This window comes from Streptomyces sp. NPDC044106 (genome assembly GCF_056433985.1).
Window position 1 is genome coordinate 1 of record NZ_JBWKFZ010000033.1, and the last position, 21005, is coordinate 21005.

17 protein-coding genes and 1 pseudogene are annotated in these 21005 nt (G+C 68.8%); 8 read left to right on the top strand and 10 right to left on the bottom strand.

Annotated features, from left to right (window positions below; genetic code table 11):
- Positions 1-246: 246 nt before the first annotated feature.
- Positions 247-1020: a hypothetical protein gene (locus tag AC07DI_RS36640; protein WP_478909201.1), complete on the top strand. Its 774-nt coding sequence runs from the start codon at positions 247-249 to the stop codon at positions 1018-1020.
- Positions 1021-1666: 646 nt separating this feature from the next.
- On the opposite strand, the gene recA is transcribed toward AC07DI_RS36640, so the two are convergent.
- Positions 1667-2743, bottom strand: a complete 1077-nt coding sequence (gene recA, locus AC07DI_RS36645) for a recombinase RecA (RefSeq protein ID WP_478909203.1) — start codon at positions 2741-2743, stop codon at positions 1667-1669.
- A gap of 990 nt (positions 2744-3733) precedes the next feature.
- Here recA and AC07DI_RS36650 point away from each other — a divergent pair.
- Positions 3734-4427: pseudogene (locus AC07DI_RS36650) on the top strand (methyltransferase domain-containing protein).
- A 398-nt stretch (positions 4428-4825) separates the two neighbouring features.
- On the opposite strand, the gene AC07DI_RS36655 reads toward AC07DI_RS36650, so the two are convergent.
- The 3 genes from AC07DI_RS36655 to AC07DI_RS36665 all read right to left on the bottom strand — a co-directional run bounded on the left by AC07DI_RS36655 (position 4826) and on the right by AC07DI_RS36665 (position 7305).
- Positions 4826-5386, bottom strand: coding sequence for a DoxX family protein (locus tag AC07DI_RS36655; RefSeq protein WP_478909205.1), 561 nt, complete (start codon positions 5384-5386; stop codon positions 4826-4828).
- A 113-nt stretch (positions 5387-5499) separates the two neighbouring features.
- Positions 5500-5925, bottom strand: coding sequence for a hypothetical protein (locus AC07DI_RS36660; protein WP_478909207.1), 426 nt, complete (start codon positions 5923-5925; stop codon positions 5500-5502).
- 222 nt (positions 5926-6147) lie between these two features.
- Positions 6148-7305, bottom strand: coding sequence for an amidase domain-containing protein (locus AC07DI_RS36665; protein WP_478909209.1), 1158 nt, complete (start codon positions 7303-7305; stop codon positions 6148-6150).
- Between the two features lie 216 nt (positions 7306-7521).
- Between AC07DI_RS36665 and AC07DI_RS36670 the strand changes: the two genes are divergently transcribed.
- Positions 7522-9609, top strand: a complete 2088-nt coding sequence (locus AC07DI_RS36670) for a transglycosylase domain-containing protein (RefSeq protein WP_478909211.1) — start codon at positions 7522-7524, stop codon at positions 9607-9609.
- 51 nt (positions 9610-9660) lie between these two features.
- Here AC07DI_RS36670 and AC07DI_RS36675 read toward each other — a convergent pair whose 3' ends face one another.
- A complete protein-coding gene (locus AC07DI_RS36675) occupies positions 9661-10908 on the bottom strand; it encodes a polysaccharide deacetylase family protein (RefSeq protein WP_478909231.1) in 1248 nt (415 codons plus the stop codon).
- A gap of 339 nt (positions 10909-11247) precedes the next feature.
- Here AC07DI_RS36675 and AC07DI_RS36680 point away from each other — a divergent pair, with 339 nt between their 5' ends.
- Entirely contained in the window at positions 11248-11964 is a 717-nt protein-coding gene (locus AC07DI_RS36680; RefSeq protein WP_478909212.1) for an MIP family channel protein, read from the top strand.
- 160 nt (positions 11965-12124) lie between these two features.
- Here AC07DI_RS36680 and AC07DI_RS36685 read toward each other — a convergent pair whose 3' ends face one another.
- Both AC07DI_RS36685 and AC07DI_RS36690 read right to left on the bottom strand, forming a co-directional pair.
- Positions 12125-13102 (bottom strand): DUF1648 domain-containing protein, encoded by a 978-nt coding sequence (locus AC07DI_RS36685; protein WP_478909214.1) that lies wholly within the window; start codon positions 13100-13102, stop codon positions 12125-12127.
- Entirely contained in the window at positions 13099-13446 is a 348-nt protein-coding gene (locus AC07DI_RS36690; RefSeq protein ID WP_384259464.1) for a GntR family transcriptional regulator, read from the bottom strand. The genes AC07DI_RS36685 and AC07DI_RS36690 overlap by 4 nt, the downstream gene beginning before the upstream one ends.
- 180 nt (positions 13447-13626) lie before the next feature.
- On the opposite strand from AC07DI_RS36690, the gene AC07DI_RS36695 reads away from it, so the two are divergent.
- A complete protein-coding gene (locus tag AC07DI_RS36695; RefSeq protein ID WP_478909215.1) occupies positions 13627-15906 on the top strand; it encodes a hypothetical protein in 2280 nt (759 codons plus the stop codon).
- A 303-nt stretch (positions 15907-16209) separates the two neighbouring features.
- Positions 16210-16653: a hypothetical protein gene (locus tag AC07DI_RS36700; RefSeq protein ID WP_478909217.1), complete on the top strand. Its 444-nt coding sequence runs from the start codon at positions 16210-16212 to the stop codon at positions 16651-16653.
- 212 nt (positions 16654-16865) lie between these two features.
- Here the strand turns inward: AC07DI_RS36700 and AC07DI_RS36705 are convergent, their stop codons facing one another.
- Both AC07DI_RS36705 and AC07DI_RS36710 read right to left on the bottom strand, forming a co-directional pair.
- Positions 16866-17285 (bottom strand): SgcJ/EcaC family oxidoreductase, encoded by a 420-nt coding sequence (locus tag AC07DI_RS36705; RefSeq protein WP_478909218.1) that lies wholly within the window; start codon positions 17283-17285, stop codon positions 16866-16868.
- A gap of 138 nt (positions 17286-17423) precedes the next feature.
- On the bottom strand, positions 17424-18893 hold the full coding sequence (locus tag AC07DI_RS36710; protein WP_478909220.1) for an MFS transporter: 1470 nt from the start codon (positions 18891-18893) through the stop codon (positions 17424-17426).
- Between the two features lie 111 nt (positions 18894-19004).
- Between AC07DI_RS36710 and AC07DI_RS36715 the strand changes: the two genes are divergently transcribed.
- Positions 19005-19478, top strand: coding sequence for a MarR family winged helix-turn-helix transcriptional regulator (locus tag AC07DI_RS36715; protein WP_478909233.1), 474 nt, complete (start codon positions 19005-19007; stop codon positions 19476-19478).
- 186 nt (positions 19479-19664) lie between these two features.
- Positions 19665-19955, top strand: coding sequence for a hypothetical protein (locus tag AC07DI_RS36720; RefSeq protein ID WP_478909221.1), 291 nt, complete (start codon positions 19665-19667; stop codon positions 19953-19955).
- Positions 19956-20066: 111 nt separating this feature from the next.
- Here AC07DI_RS36720 and AC07DI_RS36725 read toward each other — a convergent pair whose 3' ends face one another.
- The gene (locus AC07DI_RS36725) at positions 20067-20585 is read right to left on the bottom strand and encodes a cupin domain-containing protein (RefSeq protein WP_478909223.1); all 519 of its coding nucleotides are present in this window, start codon (positions 20583-20585) and stop codon (positions 20067-20069) included.
- Positions 20586-21005: the final 420 nt, after the last annotated feature.

Sequence of the window (21005 nt, forward strand, 5' to 3'; positions counted from 1 at the left end):
TCCGCGTCCGCCAGATCACCGCGTTCTCCCCGCCCCATGCCCGACGCAACGAGCAGATCAGGCGACAGTCACATGATCGGCCGGACAGCTCCTAGGCGGAACTCCCTGCCGGTCAGCACTCTTGCGGAAGCCGATGTACTGCGGCGGGCGTTGGACGCTCTGTGCCGCTAGGTGGACGGCAAGGCCGCTGCGGCCAAGACAGCGCGGCGCAAGCGGGCTGCGTTCAACGAAGTTCTCAACACCGCTGTGGAGAAGGGTTACTTCACGGAGAACCCCCTCAACGGGCTCAGGTGGAACGCTCCGGCCGTCAACGAGGAAGTGGACCCAGCTGCCGTCCCCAATCCGGCTCAGGTCGCCCGCCTGCTCACGGCGGTCGCCGAGTTGCGTGGGCGCGGTCCTCACCTGGAGGCGTTCTTCGGCTGCATGTACTACGCGGCCATGCGACCGGCGGAGGTCATTCACCTTCAGCTCGAGCAGTGCCATCTGCCCGAGACCGGGTGGGGGATGCTTAACCTTTCGGGCGGCGTCGTCACCGCAGGAAAGGAGTGGACGGACGACGGCGCGGTGCACGAGGTGCACTCGCTCAAGCGCCGTGCGGCTACTGCAACCCGGCCGGTGGCCATCCCTCCGCAGTTCGTGCGCATGCTCCTCGCACACATCGAACGTTTCGGTGGGGCGCCGGACGGTCGGCTGTTCCGGAACCAGGTCGGCAACTACGTGGACGCAGCCGCGTACGGCACGACGTGGGCACGGGCACGGAAGTACGTCCTGACGCGCACGGAACTCGCCTTCGGCCTGGCCAAGCGGCCCTACGACCTCCGGCGCGCCGGGATCTCGTTCTGGCTGTACTCCGGTGTGGACCCGGCCGAATGCGCTCGCCGCGCGGGTCAGGGCATCGAGGTCCTCTTCCGCCACTACGCCAAGTTCCTGGACGGAGTCCGGGAGCAGGCCAACCGCCTCATCGAGCAGTCCATGGCGGAGTGGGACCGCGTCAGCCAGGGCGGAGCGTCTGCCGGGTGAGCCGGGATCTGGACCGGAAATAGACCGGAAGAGCTGGTCAGGAACGCGATAGCGGAGGGAGAAACTGAGGGTCACAACGCAAACTGGGCTCTGCGCTGAACGGACCGAGTGGAAGGCGCCTGACGGGCAAACGCCCGGGTCAGGCGCCTTCTTTAGTGCTCCTAGAAGAAGCCGAGCTTCTTCGGCGAGTACGACACCAGAAGGTTCTTCGTCTGCTGGTGGTACGCGTGTGGCGACTGCGTTGATCTGCGAAGACGAGGGCGCTGTCGGTGATGGCCGCCAACTTGGTCCGAGAGTGGTCCGGATCTTGCGCGACGGAACACCTCCGCTCGCGCGGGGGGACAAGTCCCGGTGTTCACCGGCCACTTGTGCCTCCAGCCGACTCCCGCCAGGAGAGAGCCATGCCCGAAGTGCCCGGCATCCATCCCCGACGCACCAGGCCGCTCCCGGCCGGATCCTGCCCCGGACGTCGATTCCTTGCCGAGCGCGGTGTTCTCTGTGCCTTGCGCAAGGGCCGGTATCGCCCGGACGCGCACGACAGGTTCGCGGCAAGGAACAGGGGGCGTGAGCGGATCTGGGCCGTAGAACACGCTGCAATGCTGAACGTGTTGGAAGCCTGGCCCCGGCCGGGCCGTGCCTCTGCCTGTCAAGCAGCGTTTCCCGCCGAGGTCCGTGCGGCATCAGGGACCGGGACGGCGCCCGTGTCCTCGGCGACCGAGGCCTTGGCCGGTACCTCGATTCCGAGCTTCTCAAGGATCTTCTTCTCGATCTCGTTGGCGAGGTCGGGGTTGTCCTTGAGGAAGTTGCGGGCGTTCTCCTTGCCCTGGCCGAGCTGGTCGCCCTCGTACGTGTACCAGGCGCCGGCCTTGCGGACGAAGCCGTGCTCGACGCCCATGTCGATCAGGCCGCCCTCGCGGCTGATGCCGTGGCCGTAGAGGATGTCGAACTCGGCCTGCTTGAAGGGCGGGGCCACCTTGTTCTTGACGACCTTGACGCGGGTGCGGTTGCCGACCGCGTCGGCGCCGTCCTTGAGGGTCTCGATGCGGCGGATGTCGAGCCGCACGGAGGCGTAGAACCTCAGCGCGCGACCACCGGTCGTGGTCTCCGGCGAGCCGAACATCACGCCGATCTTCTCGCGGAGCTGGTTGATGAAGATCACCGTCGTCCTCGTCTGGCTGAGTGCACTGGTGATCTTGCGGAGGGCTTGGCTCATCAGGCGGGCCTGCAAACCCATGTGGGAGTCGCCCATCTCGCCCTCGATCTCCGCGCGCGGTACCAGGGCCGCGACGGAGTCGATCACGATCAAGTCGATCGCGCCGGAGCGGATCAGGATGTCGACGATCTCCAGGGCCTGTTCGCCGTTGTCCGGCTGGGACAGGATGAGGTTGTCGGTGTCGACGCCGAGCTTCTTGGCGTACTCCGGGTCCAGAGCGTGCTCGGCGTCGATGAACGCCACCGAACCGCCGGCGTTCTGCGCGTTCGCTACTGCGTGCAACGTCAGCGTCGTCTTGCCGGAGGACTCCGGCCCGTAGACCTCCACCACGCGGCCGCGCGGGATGCCGCCCACGCCGAGCGCGACGTCGAGCGCGGTCGATCCGGTGGGGATCACCTCGATGGGCCCATCGGGCCGCTCGCCGAGGCGCATGACCGCACCCCTGCCGAATTTCCGCTCGATCTGTGCGAGCGCGGTGTTCAGCGCCTTTTCGTGATCGGTTCCTGCCATGAGCTTTCACCCGGTCCGATTGAGTGGCACGCCGCACGTCGGAGAACGTGAGCGTCTACGGCCGACAACGGACGCCTCGGAGGCCCCAGTAAACGAACATCCGATCGATTTGCTTGTCCGGTGAAAGGTACCAAACTGCGGGGGAGAGGAAGGGGGCGCGCACCGGACCGTTCCGGACGCAGGCCGCCCAGCTGCTCGCTTCCCCTCGCTGAACCACGGAGTCGTTGAATGTCGTCACCGCTCCCGAGAATGCCCTCCACCGGCTTCGCGGATGTATGAGACCTCGCTGCGGCTGGCCTCCTCGCTGGCAGGAGGCGTACTCATCACGTCCCGGCACACCCCATGATCATGCCGTCGGAGTACCGCGCGAGCGCCTGCTCGTGTCTCTTCCACGCTGTCGTGCCTACCCCGGAGGCCGGGTGGTGGAGGAGCCAGACCGTGGTGATACAGGCGATGCGGCGGTGTGGACGGTGTCAATGCCACCGACGCCAAGAGTGGTGATGCCGCCTTCGCCCCAGACGGGCGTGGAGTCGGAGTCGGCCCTCCCGAAGGGGAGCGGTGTGGCGGCGAAGACGGCATCCGGGTCGACCGCAGACTTCACGGCCGGCGGGCGCTGGGCGTTCGGCCCGTAGGAGTTCGCGACCTGGTCGGGAGTTTCCGGCCCCAGGAAACTCACGTAGCTGGAGACGCCCTGGACGGCTCGCGTGCGGACCGCGTCCATCCGCCCGGGTGGGAACGGGCGTCCGTCGCGGCCGGCGTCACGGAACGGGCGACAGGCCCAACCTCGGCGAGCACGGGCGTACCGAGCCCGGCCAGCGCACGCACCGGCCCGTTCTCGGCGTTCCCCACCTCGAGCTCCCCCGACCAGGTCGGCGCGACGTACACCGTCGGCTCGCCGTCCGGACCGGGAAGGAACCTCACGTCTACCGTCAGCTCGTCCGGACGCCGGAACCAGCCCCACGTCAGGCAGCACCCGCCAAGATGGTGCGGATGACGACCACGGCAGACCTCTGGCACCACTACGGCCGCACCCGCGCCGAGCGCGACCGCGCCGTCCCCGATGCCTTCCACTGGATCTGGAGCCAGGACGGCGGCCCCGGCTGCGAAGTGCTCGGCGATCTCACGGGACACGTGGTCGGCGACCTCGGCGCCGGAGCCGCCCGGCACGCCGCACACCTGGCCGCCCACCACGAGCCCGCCGAGGTCGTCGCCATCGACGCCTCCTCCGCGCAGCACAAGATGGCCACCGACCTGTTCGCCCACCTCTCCCCACGCCTCCGTATCGCGTCGTGCGACGCCGTGCCCCACCTCCAGGCAGGCGACGAAGAGCACATACGACGTGCTGTACAGCGTGTTCGGGGCCGTCGCTTTCACCGAACCGCGCGAGCTACTGCCGGCGACAGCCGCTGCGCTGAAGCCGGGCGGACGGCTGGTCTTCTCCACCCTGGCCCACTACCTGAACGGCGCTCCGGCCCAACCGGACCTGGTGGCAGCCGACATCCCCACGAAGACTCCAGAGGGTGAGACGGCCTCGCTGCGTCGCTGGGTCCTCCAGGAGCAAGTATGGGTGCAGGCCCTCGATGAGGCCGGATTCACCAGCATCGCCGTGGACATGCTTCCGGCGAAGTCTGACGGACCCCCAGCCGCGGACACGTTGCTGGTGATTGCGGACCGACAGCGCTGACCTCCCCTCTCGCTCCTCTCAAGGATGGACGCCCTTCGCGCTGCCCGAACCGAGCCGTCGCACCGTAGTGCATCGCGCCGTTCCCCTGACCAAAGACCGGAAACGAATCAGAGGATCGGCCGTGACATTCCGCGTGACAGAGACGGAGTTCGCGCGGGGAGCCGCTGCCCGCCCCGGAACTGCCGTCAGTACCGCTGAAACCGCGGGGTCGGGTGCACTGAGCTGTGCGGATGCCTGTTGGGGGCAGCGTATGGCGGCGGAGAACTCGGTGGCTAAGCCGGTCGATTGCCGCGTTTCGAGCCGAGCGCGTCTCGGCCACCGGAAGAATACCTACGCGGTGAACCTTCGGGGTCTCCCGGCGCCGGTCCGCGCCGGGAGACCCCTCGCCCGTACAGGGCTCAGGCGCGGAGGGTCACCAGAACGATGCCGGCCATCGCGGCGCCGAATGCCACGGCGGCGACACCGTGGGAAAGCCGGTGTGCGCGCAGTACGGGCAGGAGCCGGTCGGCCGCGAACCTACCGGGTCCGGTCAGTGCCAGGCTCGCGGCGGTGACGAGGAGCAGCAGTTCGAACTCGATGCCGGTGGGGTTGAAGAACCCGCCGCCCCACTTGACGGCGATGACGTTGAGCATGACGCCCACGACGCCCGCCGCGGCGAGCGGGGTGAGCAGGCCGACGACGAGGCCGAGGCCGCACAGGGTCTCGGTGAGCCCGGCAATCACGGCCATGGTGTGCGCGGCCTCGTAACCGTTGCCCGCGAAGAACTGCGCGGCACCGTCCAGGCCGCCGCCGTCGAACCAGCCGAAGAGCTTCTGGGTTCCGTGGGCGGCCATGGTCAGGCCGACCGCCCAGCGCAGCAGCAGGAGCCCGAGGTCATTGCCGGACCGGGAGGGCGCGGTAAGGGGGCCGGTGTCGTTCGGGGACGTGGTGCGCGTGCTGGTACCGGCGAAAACGGACATGGGTGTCTCTCCTGTAGGTGAAGGCCGTACGTGGCTGCTGCTCACGAAGGTGCAGCGAAGTGACGCCGACCGGCGCTGTCGGGCCCTGTCGGCTTGCGGGTGGAGAGACCCGTCTACGTTCTGATGATCTGGATTCCGTACAGGTCGACCGACGCGACGTCCTGGTACGGCGTTCCGGCGAGGGCCGGGACGACGTGCGGCGGACTGGGCGGCATGGACGTCGACTTGGGAATGTACGGCGCCCGGTGGTCGGGACACGGCACCACCGCGCCCCGCGGATCCGCCGGCTGCCCCTTGTGGCAGTCGTGGTCCTCGGCCGGGGAATCGGCCCGGGGCGCAACGGAGACGGTGGTCGCGCTGCGCGCGGTCGCGGGGCCGACAGAAGAGGCATCCGTCGCGCCGTTGATGCCGAACAGGGGAGCCGCGAAGACGAAGACCAGGGCGAGCAGTGCCGTGCGGACGGTGTGGCCCCGGGGCCACACCGTCCGCCTCGTCGTGCCCCGGTCGATACGGGGCCGGCGCCGGCTGCTCGGACTCATGGCGGACACCCTACTTGCCTTGAACTTTCAAGTACAGTCGCCCTCCCCGAAGCGGCAGCCCGTCATCCAGCCGGTGCGGGCCTGCTGGATGACGGGCTGCGAGCGGCCCACGAAGGTCCACGCCCCACCGCATCGGTCATCTCACCGATGCGAACGCGCTTGCTCGCCGCGGCGGGGCGACCCGAAGCCGCCCGCGCCGCTCTGCACTGTCCCCGGTCTCTCTCAGGTGCGGTACGCGAAGTAGCGAGCGTCGGGGTAGGACGCGACCACGCTCGCGAGCGACCTGCGGTAGGTGTCGGTGGAGTGGTAGGTCAGGTACGGCATGCCCTGCCTGTCGCGGTACGTCACCAGCATGGTGTGGTCCTTGGACCCGTTCTTGTCGAAGTCCACCTGCAGGACGTCGCCGACGTCCAGCTGGTAGGCGCTCGCCAGGTTCGGGGCCCGCCGGTTGGACAGCGTGAACCATGCCCATTCGTTCACCCCGACCCAGGACGTGCTCTGGCCCGCGCTCTCGTACCACCAGTTCCGGTAGTCGTAGGCGGAGCCGGGGACGGGCTTCCAGCCGCCCGCCTTCAGCGCCTGGCTCACGAAGTTGGTGCAGTCGCCGCCGGCCCCGTTGAACTTCCGGTAGGCCGGGTTGTAGCTGCGCCAGTACTTCTCCGCGTACTGCGCCATGGCGGAGTAGCCGTAGGCGCCGGCCGTCTTGCCCGAGGGCATCGGCGTGGTGGGGCGCTTGGTCGAGGCCGGTGTGCCGTCCGGGTACTGGTTGCCGTCGTCCTTGACGGTGTTCGTCCGGGCCACCGAGGGCTCGTCGACCGCGACAGGGCCCTGGTTGCGCGAGGTGATCGCGGTCAGCTGCCAGCCGCCGTCCTTCGTGCCGGCGAGCTTCAGCTCCTGCCGGGTCGAGAACGCGGTGGTCTGCGGCCCGCCTTCGCGCACCTTCTTGTACGTGAGCGTCGACGACGCGGTGACCTGGACGGTCGCCGTGCTGCCGGTGAGCGTCGCGCGGTCCACGACGACGCGGGTGTCCGCCTTCGTGTAGGCCTCGCCGAGCTGGGCAAGGCGCTTCTTGCGGGCGCGCAGCGACCGCAGCGCGGCGTCCTCGTCCGTCCGCAGCCGGCCGGACATGCGCGTCGTCACCGCGCCGGCGTCCGGGCCGCCGCGCCCCGCGCGGTCCTCCACCAGTGCCTGGGTGCGCCGGGAGAGGACGTCATCGGCGATGCGGGCGAAGGCGGCGAGTGTCCGGTGGTCGGCCTTGCGGGGCACGCCACCGGCGTCCGCGTGCGCGGAGGGCGCGAGCAGGCAGCCGGAAGCCACGGCCGCGGCCACACCGGCGAAGGCGGCGGGTCTGTATCTCTTGGGTATCGCTATGGATATCACTGCGTTTCCTCTTTCCTTGCCCGATCACCCCGACCGGAGCACGGAATCTTGGCACAACTGCGGGCCCTTCCCGAACCGTTGCCTCTCTTTTGCGGAACCTGAAGGCACCCGGACCAGGCAGCCAGGAACCCGCAGGCCGGGCCGCACGCCTCCAACTGCCTCTAATGTGAGCGCCAGAGCGCAGCAGAGGAGGCATACGGGGTGGGTGGGCGCAAGATGACCGCAGGTCACGGCAGCGGGAGACGGCGGGCGGCACCGGGGGAGCGCCGCGCGGCGACCGGCCGGCGCAGGAAGTCCGGGCAGCGGACCACAGGCGGCATACCCGGCGCCCTCGCCGGGGCGCGCGGACAACTGCGCCGGCTGCGTCCGGCCTATCCCCGGCCGGGCCGCAGCGGTTGGCGCCGGTGGCTGCCTTCGTGGCGCCAGTGGCTGGGCGCTTTCCTGTACCTGGCCCTCGGCTTGACCGGCTTCGTCACGATCGCGTACGCCACCACGGACATACCGGACGACCTCAACTCGTTCGCCACGCAACAGGACAACGTGTACTACTGGTCCGACGGCAGCGTCATGGCCCGCACCGGCTGGGTCATCAGGCAGGAGATACCGCTGAAGAGGGTGCCGCCGAAAGTCCGGGGCGCCGTCCTCGCGGCCGAGAACGCGAGCTTCTACTCGGATGCCGGCGTCTCACCGACCGGTGTCCTGCGCGCGACGACCGCCGCGCTCACCGGAGGAGAGACCCAGGGCGGGTCGACCATCACCCAGCAGTACGTGAAGAACGTCTACCTCAGCCAGGACCGCACCCTGTCCCGGAAGTTCACCGAAGCCCTGCTCGCCGTGAAGCTGGACAACCACACGAGCAAGGACAAGATCTTCCAGGACTACCTGAACACGAGCTGGTTCGGGCGGGGCACCTACGGCATCCAGCGCGCCTCGCACGCCTACTACGGCAAGGACGTCGCGCGCCTCAACCCCAGCGAAGGCGCCTTCCTGGCCTCTCTCCTCAAAGGCGCCGGACTCTACGACCCGGCCCTCGGCAAGGAGAACCACGCGCGGGCCGTCGAACGCTGGAACTGGATCCTGGACCGCATGGTGGCAACCGGCCACCTCACCCAGGCCGAGCGGGCCACCTACAAGAAGTTCCCCGAACCCACGAAGTCGGGCTCCGGCGACATCCCCGGCGCGCGGACCGGCTACCTGGTGGAGCTGGCCAAGCGGAACGCGATCAAAGCCGGGCACATCAACGCCGCCGACTTCGACCTGGGCGGCTACCAGATCCGCACGACCTTCGACCGCAACCGCACCAAGGCCTTGACCGCCGCCGTCCACCGGGCCGAGAAGGACTTCGACGCCGAGCGGCGGCCCGACACCGACCAGCACGCCAGGATCGGCGCGGCGAGCGTGGCCCCGGACGGCCGGCTGCTGGCCGTCTACGGCGGCCGCGACTTCCTGAAACAGGGCTTCAACCAGTCCAACGCGACGACCATTCCAGCCGGTTCGGCGTTCACCCCCTTCGTCTATGCCGCCGCGCTCGAGGACGGCGTCAAGCGCACCCGGGAGGGGAGCCGCACCCCCGTCTCCCCGGCCAGCGTCTACGACGGCGACGACAAGATCGCCGTACGGACGCCGGAGGGGCCCTACTGGGACCGCAGCGGCAAGGTGGTCAAGGGCCGCAACGAAGGCGGCCGCGACTGGGGCCAGGTGACCTTGCGCCAGGCTGTCGCCGACTCCGTGAACACACCCCTGCTCCAACTCGGCCTCGACGTCGGCCTGGACCGGGTGGAGAAGTACGCCCTGCGGGCGGGACTGCTCGCCTCCAGCCTGGGAGAACGAGTCCCCGTGTACGCACTCGGGGAGAACTCGACGCCCAGCGCCATCCGGATGGCCGGCGCCTACCAGACCTTCGCCGCCCACGGCATGCACACCGACCCCTACTCGGTGTCCTCGGTGACCCGGGCCGGGGACGCCGTGCCGCTCGCCGTACCACGACCCGCCCGGGCGATGTCGAAGAAGACCGCCCAGGCGGTCACGGACGCCCTGCGGGCCACCATGGCCGACGGATCGGCCAAGGCGGCGGGCGCGGCACACCCCGCCGCCGTGGGCAAGACCGGGACGACCACCGCGAACACGGCGGGCTGGTTCGTGGGAGGCACCCACGACGAGACCACGGCCGTGGTCGTCTACCGCATGTCGCTCAAGGACCTGGTGCCCCTGCCGCTCAAGGGGCTGGGCGGCGACACTCCCACCACACCCGCCAGCCGACGGGCGGTGGATCTGTGGACCCACTACATCGAGGCGCTCACCTAGCCGCCGATCAGCCGCCGACCAGTCGTCGGCACTGTGCCGCAGGCCGCCCCGCTACCTGATGAGCGACTTCCACTTCGGTGCCTGCGCCGGGTCGAGCAGGCGCAGCCGGTCCAGGACCTTCGGGTCCTGGACATCAAGCCAGTCCGCCAACTCGCGGAACGACACGCAGCGCACCCCCTTGCGCGGACACACCTTGCGCACCACATCCTCGACGGCGCTCATGTAGATGCCGCCGTTCCAGTCCTCGAAGTGGTTGCCGATGAACATCGGCGCCCGGCTGCCGTTGTAGACGCGGTTGAACCCGTTCATGTACGACGCGGCAACCTGCGCCCGCCACGCCGGGAACCTCGCCGGGTCGCCCTGGGTGCTGTCACCGGACTGGTGGTAGAGGAAGTTGAAGTCCATGGAGAGGACCTGCACCTCTTTGCCCTCCAGGGGCAGGAGCTGCAGAGGAAAGTTCCACAGGCCCCCGGCCTTGGACGGCCATATCTGGAAGTCGCCCGACGAACTCGCGTCGTAGCGCCAGCCGAACGGCCTGGCCGCGGCCAGGAGGTTCTTCTGCCCCTCCAGACAGGGCGCACGGCCGCCGACCACTTCCCGGTCCGGATCGAAGGGCAGGGGCCCCTCCTTGGTGAACCCGGTGTTGGTCTTCCACTCCTTCATGAACGAGTACGTCTGCTCGATCTCGCTCTTCCACTCCCCGACACTCCAGTCACCACCGCCCTTGGCACCGCAGAAGTGCCCGTTGAAGTGCGAACCGATCTCGTGCCCGTCCTTCCAGGCACCGCGCAGCTGCTCCAGCGTGGTCTGGATGTGCGGAACGGTCGGATACGAGATGGCGGCCGCCCCCGGGTTGTGCTGCGGCGGACGGTAGAGCGACTTCCTGCTCTCCGGCAGGAGGTAGATCCCGGTGAGGAAGAACGTCATGTGAGCCTTGCTCTCCCGCGCCACTTGGCGGAAGTGGGAGAAGCGGCGGTCGTCGCCCTCCAGCGCGCCGTCCCAGGAGAAGACCACGAACTGCGGCGGCTTCTCACCGGGCTTCAGCTTCTTGGGCTTGAGCTGCCCGTGCTGCGGTCCGGTGTACGAGGTGGAGCCGTCCCCCAGCACCCGCACCTTGCCGTCCCACTTCTCCTCCCCCTTCTTCGCCCGCTTGGCCGCACGCGCCTTCTGCGCCGCACTGCCCGAAGCAGCGGACACGGTGCGCCCGGAGCCGCCCCCGTCCCCGGAGGAGTCCGCCAGAGCGATGACCCCCGTGGTGGCCGCCCCGCCCAGCGCGATCACGGCCGCGATCACGGCCATCTGCTTGCGCCGCCGCGCCTTCGTACGCGCCTGGCGGGCAGCACGGGCCCCGGCCCGGGCGGGTTCAGTGCCGTCGGGTTCGATCACTGTGGTCCCACCCCGTGGTCCAGCGCGGCAGGACCACGCGTGAATTGTTTGTATGAATATAGGACTGACGGCATGGCTGTCCGCACCCCGGGTCGCCTGTAAGGCCTCGCTGGCGCCAACAGGGGGGCTGCGGAGCCGGTCCGTCACTCGAATGGGCGTACGTTACGGGCTGCGGCCCCGGCAGAACAGGTGGGAAGAGGCGGGCGGGCAGACGATGGCGAGGGGGACCGGCAAGCCTGCGAGGTGGTCGCTGTGCAGATCAGAGCGGTGGTATCGGAGTTCCTCGGGACGTTGCTCCTAGTCTTCTTCGCCGTGGGGTCGGCGGTGCTCTGCGCGGAGTTCATCGGCACGCTCGGCATCGCGCTGGCGTTCGGCTTCACGCTGCTGGCCCTCGCGTACACCCTCGGCCCGATCTCCGGCTGCCACGTCAATCCGGCGGTGACGCTCGGCATGCTCGTCGCGCGTCGCATCGACGGCCGCACCGCCGTCACCTACTGGATCGCGCAGTTCCTCGGCGGTGTCGCAGGCGCGGCCCTGCTCTTCCTGCTCGCCAAGCAGGTGCCGGGCCTGAAGACGAGCGAGGCATTCGGCAGCAACGGCTACGACGACCGCTCCGAGGTCGGCATCAACCTGGGCGGGGCCTTCCTCGCGGAAGTGGTCCTGACCTTCCTCCTTGTCTTCGTCGTCCTCGGAGTGACGCACCGGGTGGCGGTGACCGGCTTCGACGGGCTGCCGATCGGCATCGCGCTGGCCGTCATCCACCTCGTCGGCATCCCACTGACCGGCACCTCGGTCAACCCCGCCCGGAGCCTGGGCCCCGCCCTGTTCGCCGGGGGAGCCGCGCTGTCCCAACTGTGGCTGTTCATCGTGGCCCCCCTGGTGGGTGGCGTCATCGCGGCTCTCGTGCACCACGTGACCCACCCCGCGGGCGAGGAGCGGGTCATCGCCGACAAGGCGTCCGCCACGTGACCCAGGTCGTCGGCTGATCCATCGCCGAGCACATGGGCACCAGGGTGGCCGCTTGGGCAGCGCCGTGTTCCGCTTCGACAACGGAGCCCAGTACGGATCCCGCACCTTCGCCAACTTCTGCGGCCAACTCGGGGTCACACGGTCGAGGGGTGCGGCCCGCTCATGCCGGGTGCCCGCCCGACCTCTCCGTACTCAAGGCGTTCAGGAGGCCGGCGCCGCGTTCGGCGTCGTCGACGCTGACGGCGAAGTCCTTGCCCTTGGCCCGCACGACCAGGCACTCCCCGCCGCGCAGCATCACGGTGGTGCCCAGGCCGCTCAGCCGGTAGCCCCATCCCCCTACCTGTGCGGGAGTGCGGTGCTCGGCATGGGCGGACTCTATGTCCTGGATGGCCCAGTGCCGGGCCGGCCAGCCGAGCGGGCCGAACGACACCTTCATTCCTCGCTTGCTGACGCGTACCTGTACGGAAGAGCAGCCGAGCACGGCGAGCGAGACGACCGCGAACGGGGTGATCAGCCCTGCGTGCAGAGGGATGAGACCGCCGACGCCGGCCGCGGCGATGGCCACCGCGGTGAATCCGGTGACGGCTGCGGTCGCGCGGAGCCACTGGTTGGACGTGCGGGAGAACCACGCGAGCTGCTGGTCCGGTGGAAGGCTCATGCCGGGTCCGGGAGTCTGCTGCCGGCCAGCGGCGGGGCGGCGGGTGGCCAGGAAGGCCAAGGCGCCTGCTGTGATGGCAACCGCGATGGCCGCCATCACCCAAGGTGTCACCGAGTCGGCCTCGTGCCAGTCGGACCGGTCCAGACTGGCCCGCACGACAGAGGCCTGTCCGCCGACCAGGAACACCCCTCCTGACGCCAGGGAGATCCCGGCCCAGCCACGGGCCGCGCCGTTCGAACGCCTCGCCCAGAACACTACGGCCAGCACCAGAATCAGCCAGATCAGTGCGGGGAAGAGCGCGGCCGCCCACAGCGGCATGGACCCGTCGGGCTCCCCGCCCACACCCCAATGCGTCGCCAGCCTGTCCGGCAGTCGGCCGCTTGCCGCCAGCGGCATGCCCAGCAGCAGTGCCAGGACACCGGCACACCAGCCGGCGCCCGCCCAGGCTGTGCCACTTGCGCGCCTCACGCGCTCGTTCACACGTCCCCCTTGATCATTTCAATGATGTCGGCCTTGCTGTAACCCTCGCGAGCCGCGGCTGCGACCAGAGCACGTACCTGCTCCAACATGACGGAGCGTCGATCGGCGCCGTCGGCCACGGTCACACCGCGGCCTCGCCTGAACTCCAGGACTCCTTCGTCCCGCAGGGTCCTGAGTCCGCGCAACACGGTGTTGGCGTTGACGCCCAGCGCCTGGGACAGGTCACGAGCCGGGGGCAGTCGGTCGCCCGGGCTGCACTCTCCCTCTGCGATGGCACGACGGATCGCACCCGCCACCTGCTCGTGCAGAGGGCGGGGATCCGAGGTGTTGAGTCTCAGCAGCATGATGCTAATGACACTAGCATCATTATGTCCGACCCGGTAGGCGCTCAGCGCGGAACGCGCTACAGCGCCCGGTCACTGACGAGTCGGCCAGGGGCCCGGAGGAGGCCGGCCCGCACCGGGCCTCGGGCAAGCGGCACGGGTTCAACTCCCTTGCTGTGCAAGGCGAGGCATCATGGGTCCATGTGGCGTCGCGGGCGCGCCGGGCGGGTCTCGGCGATGGTGTTCAGTGTTGTGGTGTGCGTGGGCGGGTTGTGGTGGGCCTGGCGTGCACAGGCTCAGTCGGATGACCCTGCCGACGTCGCCGGGGTGTGGTCCTTCGGTCTCACGATCGTCGGCGCGACCACGGCGGTATGGGGCTTGTGGGCCGCGGTGCGGGGGCTACGGGCCCAGCGCACGGCACCGGTGATCGCGGAGGAACTCACACGGTTGGTGGTCCGGGGGGAGGGAGCGCAGTACCGGCAGATGCTGGGCAGCGGACTCGCCGCCCCCGACGGGCGGATCGACCTCGCATTCACGGTGACGGCTACCGGCGTGAGCGGCACGCGACCGGACGGGACGCTGGAAGGGATCAGCGACTACTACCGTGCCCTGCGACCGGGGCGAATGGTCATCACCGGCACACCCGCGGTGCGGGGGGACGGGCAGCCCGGCGACGACGCGGGCACGGGCAAGACCGTCCTTGTCATGGCTCTGATCCTGGGGCTGACCAAGACCCGCGCATCCCTCGATCCGGTGCCGGTCCGCCTGATCGCGGCATCGTGGCCCGGCACGACAATCCGTGACTGGCTTCGGACCCATCTCACCGACACCTACCGCTTCGCACCCCGCGACGCCCGTCTGCTCATCGACGCCAATCTCGTCCTGCCGGTCATCGATGGTCTGGACGAAATGGACAGCGACGCGGCACCCGGCTACACCTCTCGAGCGGCCCGGCTTCTCCGCGCCATCGAGAGCTTCGAGGACGGCGGTACGCGCTGTCCCGTCGTTCTCACCTGCCGCCATGCCCACTACCAGGCATTGGTCGACGCTGAGAGCGAACCCCGCGTCGTGGCACGTCTTGCCCTCGCACGGGTCGACGCGGCACGCGCGGCCGGATACCTCCGACAGCGCGTCGCCGTCACCGATCGAGCCCGCGCCCGCTGGCAACCGGTCCTCCAAGCGCTCGACTCCGTGGCAGCCGCCGGAGCCGTCGACCTGCGGCCGGCCCACGCGGCGCTGGCCCGCACCTTGGACACGCCCTGGCGTCTCACCCTGGCCGCCACCGTCTTCGAGGAGCGCGCTCCTGACGGGCGGTACCTGCGAGACCCCGCGGACATGCTCTCTCTTGCCACAGATGGGCACTTCTACGAGTACCTCCTGGACTGCTACGTAGGAGCCGCGGTGGCCGCCCGGCACCCGGCCGCGGCCGATTCCCCGCGAGCGCCGGGAATGTCCGGCACCGGGAACCGGCACCGACTGGAGGCCGACACCGCGTGGCGCCACCTCTCGGTCCTTGCCCGCTACCTCAACGCGAACGCGGGCACCGAGGGCGGCACGTCGCGCGTGGTCGCAGGCCGCACGCTCAGCAGCACCGATCTGGTTCTCCACGAACTGTGGCCCCTGGCAGGCCCTCACCGGGCACGCTGGATCGAACGGGCTCTGGTCACGCCGCTCGCCCTGGCCCTTCCCCTCACACTGGAGCTCCTGTTTGATTTTCACTCCAACGTGCTGACAGGCATGTGCGTGCTCCTCTTCCTCGCCCTCGTGGTGATCTACCGTCCGGTATGGCCCGGGCCGTACCGCGTCGACATCGGCCGTCTTCGGACCCGGGCGGGGCAACGCACCCTCGCACTTGGTCTCGCGGTCGGTTTCCTGATCGGCCTCCTGGTCAGCATCGTGATCGTTCTCCTACTGCTGAACTTGCGTTCCTTCTCGGAGCACGCCCAGAACACCCTTGTCTTCACGGGTGTCTTCGGGGTGGGCGTCGGCCTCACGGTCGGGTTGATGATCAGGACAGAAGACACCGCGATCGAGCCGCGCAACCTCGTTCGCGGCGACCTGGTAGCCGGATTCGTGTCCGTACTGGTGTCGGTAGTCATCTGTGGGTTCATATCCATGCCTGTGTACGGGCTCGGATTCAGGCTGGGTTACGACTTCCTGAAAGAACACGGGCTCGGGGATGACGCACCCGGATTCCAGCTCACGTTCACACTCGCATGGATGCTCATGATCGGGCTCATGTTCGGCCTCCCGGTCGGGCTCCTCGCGTTCGGACTACCAGCCATGGGTGGCTCGGCGGCGCTCCGGCACTTGGCGTTCTTGCTGAGCACGAGGGGGCGTCTGCCCTGGCGGCTGGGCCCCTTCCTCGATGCCTGCTATGAGGCCGGAATCCTGCGTGTTGCGGGCACCGCGTGGCAGTTCCGGCATCGCGAGCTCCAGGACCACCTCGGGGCCCGGCCCGTACCCCCACACCGCCCCTGAAACGGCCAATTGCGGTACGTCGGCCGCACCACAGTGCCGGATGCGACTGCGTGTCAGACCTTGGGCGGGACGCTCTGCCGGGGCGGGGCGGATGGTGCCGGTGAAACTCTGGGTCGACAGCGGTTTGGGCCGCTGGCCGAAGTGACGCCAGTCCGGCGATCGCTTGGACGGTGTCGTCGAGGAGTGGTCCTGGGGTGACGAAGGATGAGGACGGGAGAGAGTTTTCCCAGCACCGACTGCCGCAGTGATCACGGCCCAGGTAGCGTCGTCGGGGAAGTGACGCGAGTGGGAGGGAGAGGCCACGTGGCGTTGGTCCATCGCGAGGAGTTCGCGGTCCTGGTTGAGCGGTTCTTGCTCTGGCTGCAGGATGCCGACGAGGACATCATCGACGACTGGTCTGAGGTTGGGCAAGGATTGGTTGCGGCCAAGCACGGGCGGGTGGACATCGAGTCGGGCGGTCACACGCACAGGGCCGCGTTCACGGTCGAAGTCTGGGACTCACCGCCCGAGCCGGATCACAGTGTGCCTTGGGAGGCGACGGGGGAAGCGGAGTTGGACTCTGCCTCGGGGCGTCTGCGGTTCCACACGGCCGGCGGTCCGGACAAGCATGGGATCGATCTCGGTGTCGCGGGCCGGCGATGGCGGCTGCGAGCTCATGTAGTGGGGCAGGAAGAAGTCGCCTCCCTCGCCGAACAGGGCGTGCCGGATGAGGTGGAGCGGTTCCTGCTGCAGTTCTGGCCGGTGTGAGGCTCAGGTGGGCGGACGCGGTCCCCGCACGAGCCTCAGAGCCTGTGTCATATCCCCGGCCAGGCGGCGCCCACCCGGCCGGGGATATGACACAGGCTCTCAGGTCAAGACACCCTGATCATGAATCCGTCGTCGGGTCCGTCGGATGGGAACAGACCACACGGGCCCAGGCGCGCTTCGCAACTCGCCCCGCTTGTAAGGCCCTTCGCCCGTCACTGGGCGAGTACCTCCGTGTTCTGGCAGGCGACAAGGCGCCATTGCCCGTCCTCTTTGGCCATCACGTAGAGCGGGGTGCCCGCGTTCCCGATCGGCTCCCCTTCCAGGGTCCAGTACTGCGCGTGTGCCTTGACCGCGGTGACGTCGGGGCGGATGAACAGCACGTCCACCACCTCGTACGTGGCTGTCGAGTCCTTCATGGCCCCCGGCAGCACCTGGTGAGTGAAAGACGAGATCTCATCACGACCGGTGAGGCGCTTGCCATGGCGCGTCGTCCAGATCGCATCGGCTCTGAACAGGCCGACGAACTCCTCGGGCAATTCGTTCTGCTGGGAATGCTCAAGCCTGGCGATCACGTGCTTGATCGCTGCAATCTCGGCTTCCTGCGTCTGCTGGTCAATGAGTGTCGTCTCCATGCCGGTCATCATGGAACCTCAACCGCACTTGAGAGCAAGCCCCGACCAAATGTCAGCCGACCCCCAGCTCGTTGGCGCCGACGGCTGGACTGGTCCAAGCGTGGATAGAGGGTGCAGACGTTGGTCTGTGGTCGGGAGTCAGCCGGCAGCCTGCTGCGCTACGGCCTGTTGTTCGGCGCCGGCGCGGGTGGCCGCCAGCCGGTAGGAGTCGGTGACGGGCTCGGTGGCGATGCCGTGCTGCTCGTCGTCCGGGCGACCCTTCTTGGGCAGCAGGAAGGTGATCGCGAAGAAGACCGAGCCGAAGACCGCGACGCCGATGGAGCCGCCCACCGCCTGGACCGCCGACAGGACGCCGGAGGCGGATCCGATCTCGTCGTCGTCGACCGCGGCCAGGATGAAGCTGAACAGGGCGGCGATCACCATGCCGGCGCCGACGCCCGCCACCGCCACACCCGGAGCGATGTCCCAGATCGAGAACGAGGCGGCGTCGAGGCCGTCGAGCTCGAGCCACAGCACGGCAGCGCCGGCCAGCTGGACCAGCGGTCCGATCTGGAGCACCTTGCGGCCGATCTTGTCCGCGAGGAACGCGCCGCTGACGGCGCCGCCGATCGCGGTGCCCACCGCGAGGGGCAGGTTGCCCAATCCCGCGCCACCGGCGGTGAAGTGCCGGCCGATCTGGAGGAACAGGGTCAGCACGAGCTGGGTGCCGATGAGCCCGCCGAAGAACAGGGCGATGCCGCCGAGGCCGACGGTGAAGGCCGGCTTGCGCAGCAGGCCCGGGGTCACCAGCGGCTCGCGGCCCGCGGCAGCGGTGCGGCGCTGCTGGAGGGCGAAGAGGGCGAACCCGATCACTGAGGCGGCCATGGACAGCCACGTCCACAACGGCCAGCCATTCTCCTGCCCCTGGTTGAGCGGCAGCACCAGCAGGGCGCAGGACGCCACGATCAGGGCGGCGCCGGTCATGTCGACCCGTACCGTGCGGTCGCCCGCCTTCTTGGGCACGAACTTCGCGGCGACGATCAGCGCAGCGATGCCGATGGGCAGGTTGACCAGGAACACCGACCGCCAGCCCAGTCCCAAGAAGTCGCCCTCGATGAGGAAGCCGCCGAGGACCGGGCCGATGATGCCGCCCAGGCCCAGGACGGGTCCGAAGATCGCGAAGACCTTGGTGAGTTCGGGGCCGGAGAAGTTCTCCCGCAGCAGACCCAGCCCCTGGGGCAGCAGCATCGCTCCGGCGGTGCCCTGCAGCAGGCGGAAGGCGATCAGCAACTCGATGTTCGGCGCGATCGCGCACAGCAGAGAACTCGCAGTGAAGGACGCCAGGCCGATCAGGAACATCCGGCGTCGGCCGTAGCGGTCGCCGAGTCGGCCGCCGAGCACGAGGCCGGCGCCCAGGGTGAGGGCGTAGCCGCCGATCACCCATTGCAGTCCGGCGGATCCGGCACCGAGGGAAGTCTCCAGGTCCGGTCCGGCGACGTTGACGATCGAGGCGTCCAGGAGATCCATGATCTCCGCGACGATCATCACCGCCAGGATCAACCATCGCCATCGGTAGGGCTCGGTCGTCTCGGGGGTGGGGGACGGGGTGCGCACGCTGAATGCCTCCATGGTGAAGTAATTCCACCATGAAGGTAAAGTGGCGAAGGTAGGTTGTCAAAGCGGGCGCCCAGCTGGGCGCCCGGGAGGAGAGAAGAGGTGGCAGGCCCGGTGGAGGAAGCGATGGGCGACGACGGTGTCGCGGTGCGGCGCGAGCGTCTGATGGAAGGGCTGCGGATCTACGGTGGCCATTACGCCGAGCTCAGTCGGCGCTTCGCCGCCTGGCTGGGCCTGCACTCCACCGACGCGACCGCGGTCCTGGAAATCGCGGCCGCCGAAGAACGCGGGACCCCGCTGTCACCGGCCCGGCTGAGCGAGCGGATCTCCCTGTCCACCGGCGCCACCACCGCACTCCTGAACCGCCTCGAAACGGCCGGGCACATCACCCGCACCCGCGAGCACTCCGACCGACGCATCGTCACCCTGCGCAGCGGCGCACACATCCAGGAGCGGGCGGACGAGTTCTTCGGCCCGCTCGCCCACCGCCTCGACGCCGCGATGTCCCCCTACCCGCCGCAGCTTCTGGAGCAGTTCGAGCAGTTCATGACCGATCTGAACGCCACCATGGACGCCCACCTCGCAGAGCGGAGCCGGTGACACCGTGCCCCTTTGGCGTCCTCGAGGGCTCGCCGACGTTGGACGGATTTCCCTGGGGTTTCCGGCGGGGCATACGGTCTGGCCGCCGCCGACGACGAGGGCGGTGCCGGCGGTGAAGGCGGCGTCGTCGGAGTACAGCCAGAGCGCGGTGGAGGCGATCTCCCCGGGCTTGCCCAGGCGGCCAGGGTGCTGCGGCGTCGGAGACCGTACCCGCCGAGGCAGTGGATCGCGCCCGACGGCGAGACAGCCGAGAACAACGGCTTCAGCGCCCCGAACGTGAACGCGCGTGGCTGTACCAACGCAGGGGCGATCCAGAGCGGCAGTTTCCAGTCGCGCAGCCAGGCCTTCGACATCAGCGAAGCGCAGCGCGGCGGCACCCTCATCCACACCGACGGAGAGGGCGAGGCATTCCGGTGGAAGATGCCCGCCAAGGACACCGGGTCTGAGCCGGAGAAGCGTAAGGCGGGGCTCGAGTAGACAGCCGGGCCTCCGGCCGTCAGGTGACGCCGTTGGCGAACTTGTACAGGCCGGGCTCGCCCTGGAGTGGCCATCGCGGTGGGGGAGTGGTGGTCCTGCAACGGCCCCGAGCTACTCCTTCCCCGGCTCGAAGTCTTCCAGGAAGTAGCTGTCGTGTCGGACGCGAAACTGCTTGAGCTCTTCGCGACCGCGCTGCGCCACCTCCGCGACCCGCTCGAAGTACTCCTCGCGTGGGGCGCCTGGGGAGAAGAGCATGAGCATGGACATAGGCTCGTCCGTCACGTTTTTGAAGGCGTGCAGGCCGCCGACCGGAACGTACAGGAAGTCGCCCGCGCGGCCCGTGACCCACTTCTCGCCGTTGTACAGCTCCAGTTCGCCGGAGAGGATGTAGAAGGACTCCGACATCGCCTTGTGGAAGTGGGTCTTGGCCCCAGCGGACCGTGCACCCAGCTTCACCTTGTACAGACCGAATTCGCCGCCGGTCGACTCGTTGGTGGCGAGGTAGTGGGTGGAGGTGCCGGGTGAGGAGATGTCCGGTGGGCTGTCGGCCGGGCGGTAGGCCGCGTTCACTTCGCCCTTGTTGCCGTGGTAGCGGGCTTTGGGATACTCGAGGTATTCCGGGTACGACATGGCGTGCTCCTCTTGGCAGGTTCCACCAGCATGGTGGCTCCCGCGTCAGAAGGGGGGCATCGGGCTTGCGGATGATCTTGGGTTGGTCCGGGCTGGGGCTGGGGACCTAGGGCCTGTATCGAAAGTCCCGCCTGCCTCGCTCGGCGCCGATCTTGGCTTTCAGTCGTTCTGGAACGAAGGCCGCCCACTTCTTCACGGGAAACGCATAAGTAACTCCCTTTCACCACGAGCGAGTTGCACCCGCCAGACCCGTAAGTCCCGTTAGGCGCTTTCGAGCCGTACGGAATTGGACCCTTGTTCGCCGCCTGGCCCGGACCTACGGTGATCGCCGTGCTGACGGACCTCCACCATTCCGTCACGAAACTTTCACTCAGCGGCCGGGGGTCAGTGCCGCTGCGGGAGGGGCCAGCGACGACCGAC

Excerpts from the sequence above, each read along its gene's own strand:
- AC07DI_RS36715 (WP_478909233.1), top strand. The coding sequence starts at position 19,005 with ATGGGCGACGACGGTGTCGCGGTGCGGCGCGAGCGTCTGATGGAAGGG.
- AC07DI_RS36695 (WP_478909215.1), top strand. The coding sequence starts at position 13,627 with ATGTGGCGTCGCGGGCGCGCCGGGCGGGTCTCGGCGATGGTGTTCAGT.
- AC07DI_RS36675 (WP_478909231.1), bottom strand. The coding sequence starts at position 10,908 with ATGGCCGTGATCGCGGCCGTGATCGCGCTGGGCGGGGCGGCCACCACG.
- AC07DI_RS36670 (WP_478909211.1), top strand. The coding sequence starts at position 7,522 with ATGACCGCAGGTCACGGCAGCGGGAGACGGCGGGCGGCACCGGGGGAG.
- AC07DI_RS36660 (WP_478909207.1), bottom strand. The coding sequence starts at position 5,925 with ATGAGTCCGAGCAGCCGGCGCCGGCCCCGTATCGACCGGGGCACGACG.
- AC07DI_RS36705 (WP_478909218.1), bottom strand. The coding sequence starts at position 17,285 with ATGGAGACGACACTCATTGACCAGCAGACGCAGGAAGCCGAGATTGCA.
- recA (WP_478909203.1), bottom strand. The coding sequence starts at position 2,743 with ATGGCAGGAACCGATCACGAAAAGGCGCTGAACACCGCGCTCGCACAG.
- AC07DI_RS36710 (WP_478909220.1), bottom strand. The coding sequence starts at position 18,893 with ATGGAGGCATTCAGCGTGCGCACCCCGTCCCCCACCCCCGAGACGACC.
- AC07DI_RS36725 (WP_478909223.1), bottom strand. The coding sequence starts at position 20,585 with ATGTCGTACCCGGAATACCTCGAGTATCCCAAAGCCCGCTACCACGGC.
- AC07DI_RS36690 (WP_384259464.1), bottom strand. The coding sequence starts at position 13,446 with ATGCTGCTGAGACTCAACACCTCGGATCCCCGCCCTCTGCACGAGCAG.
- AC07DI_RS36655 (WP_478909205.1), bottom strand. The coding sequence starts at position 5,386 with ATGTCCGTTTTCGCCGGTACCAGCACGCGCACCACGTCCCCGAACGAC.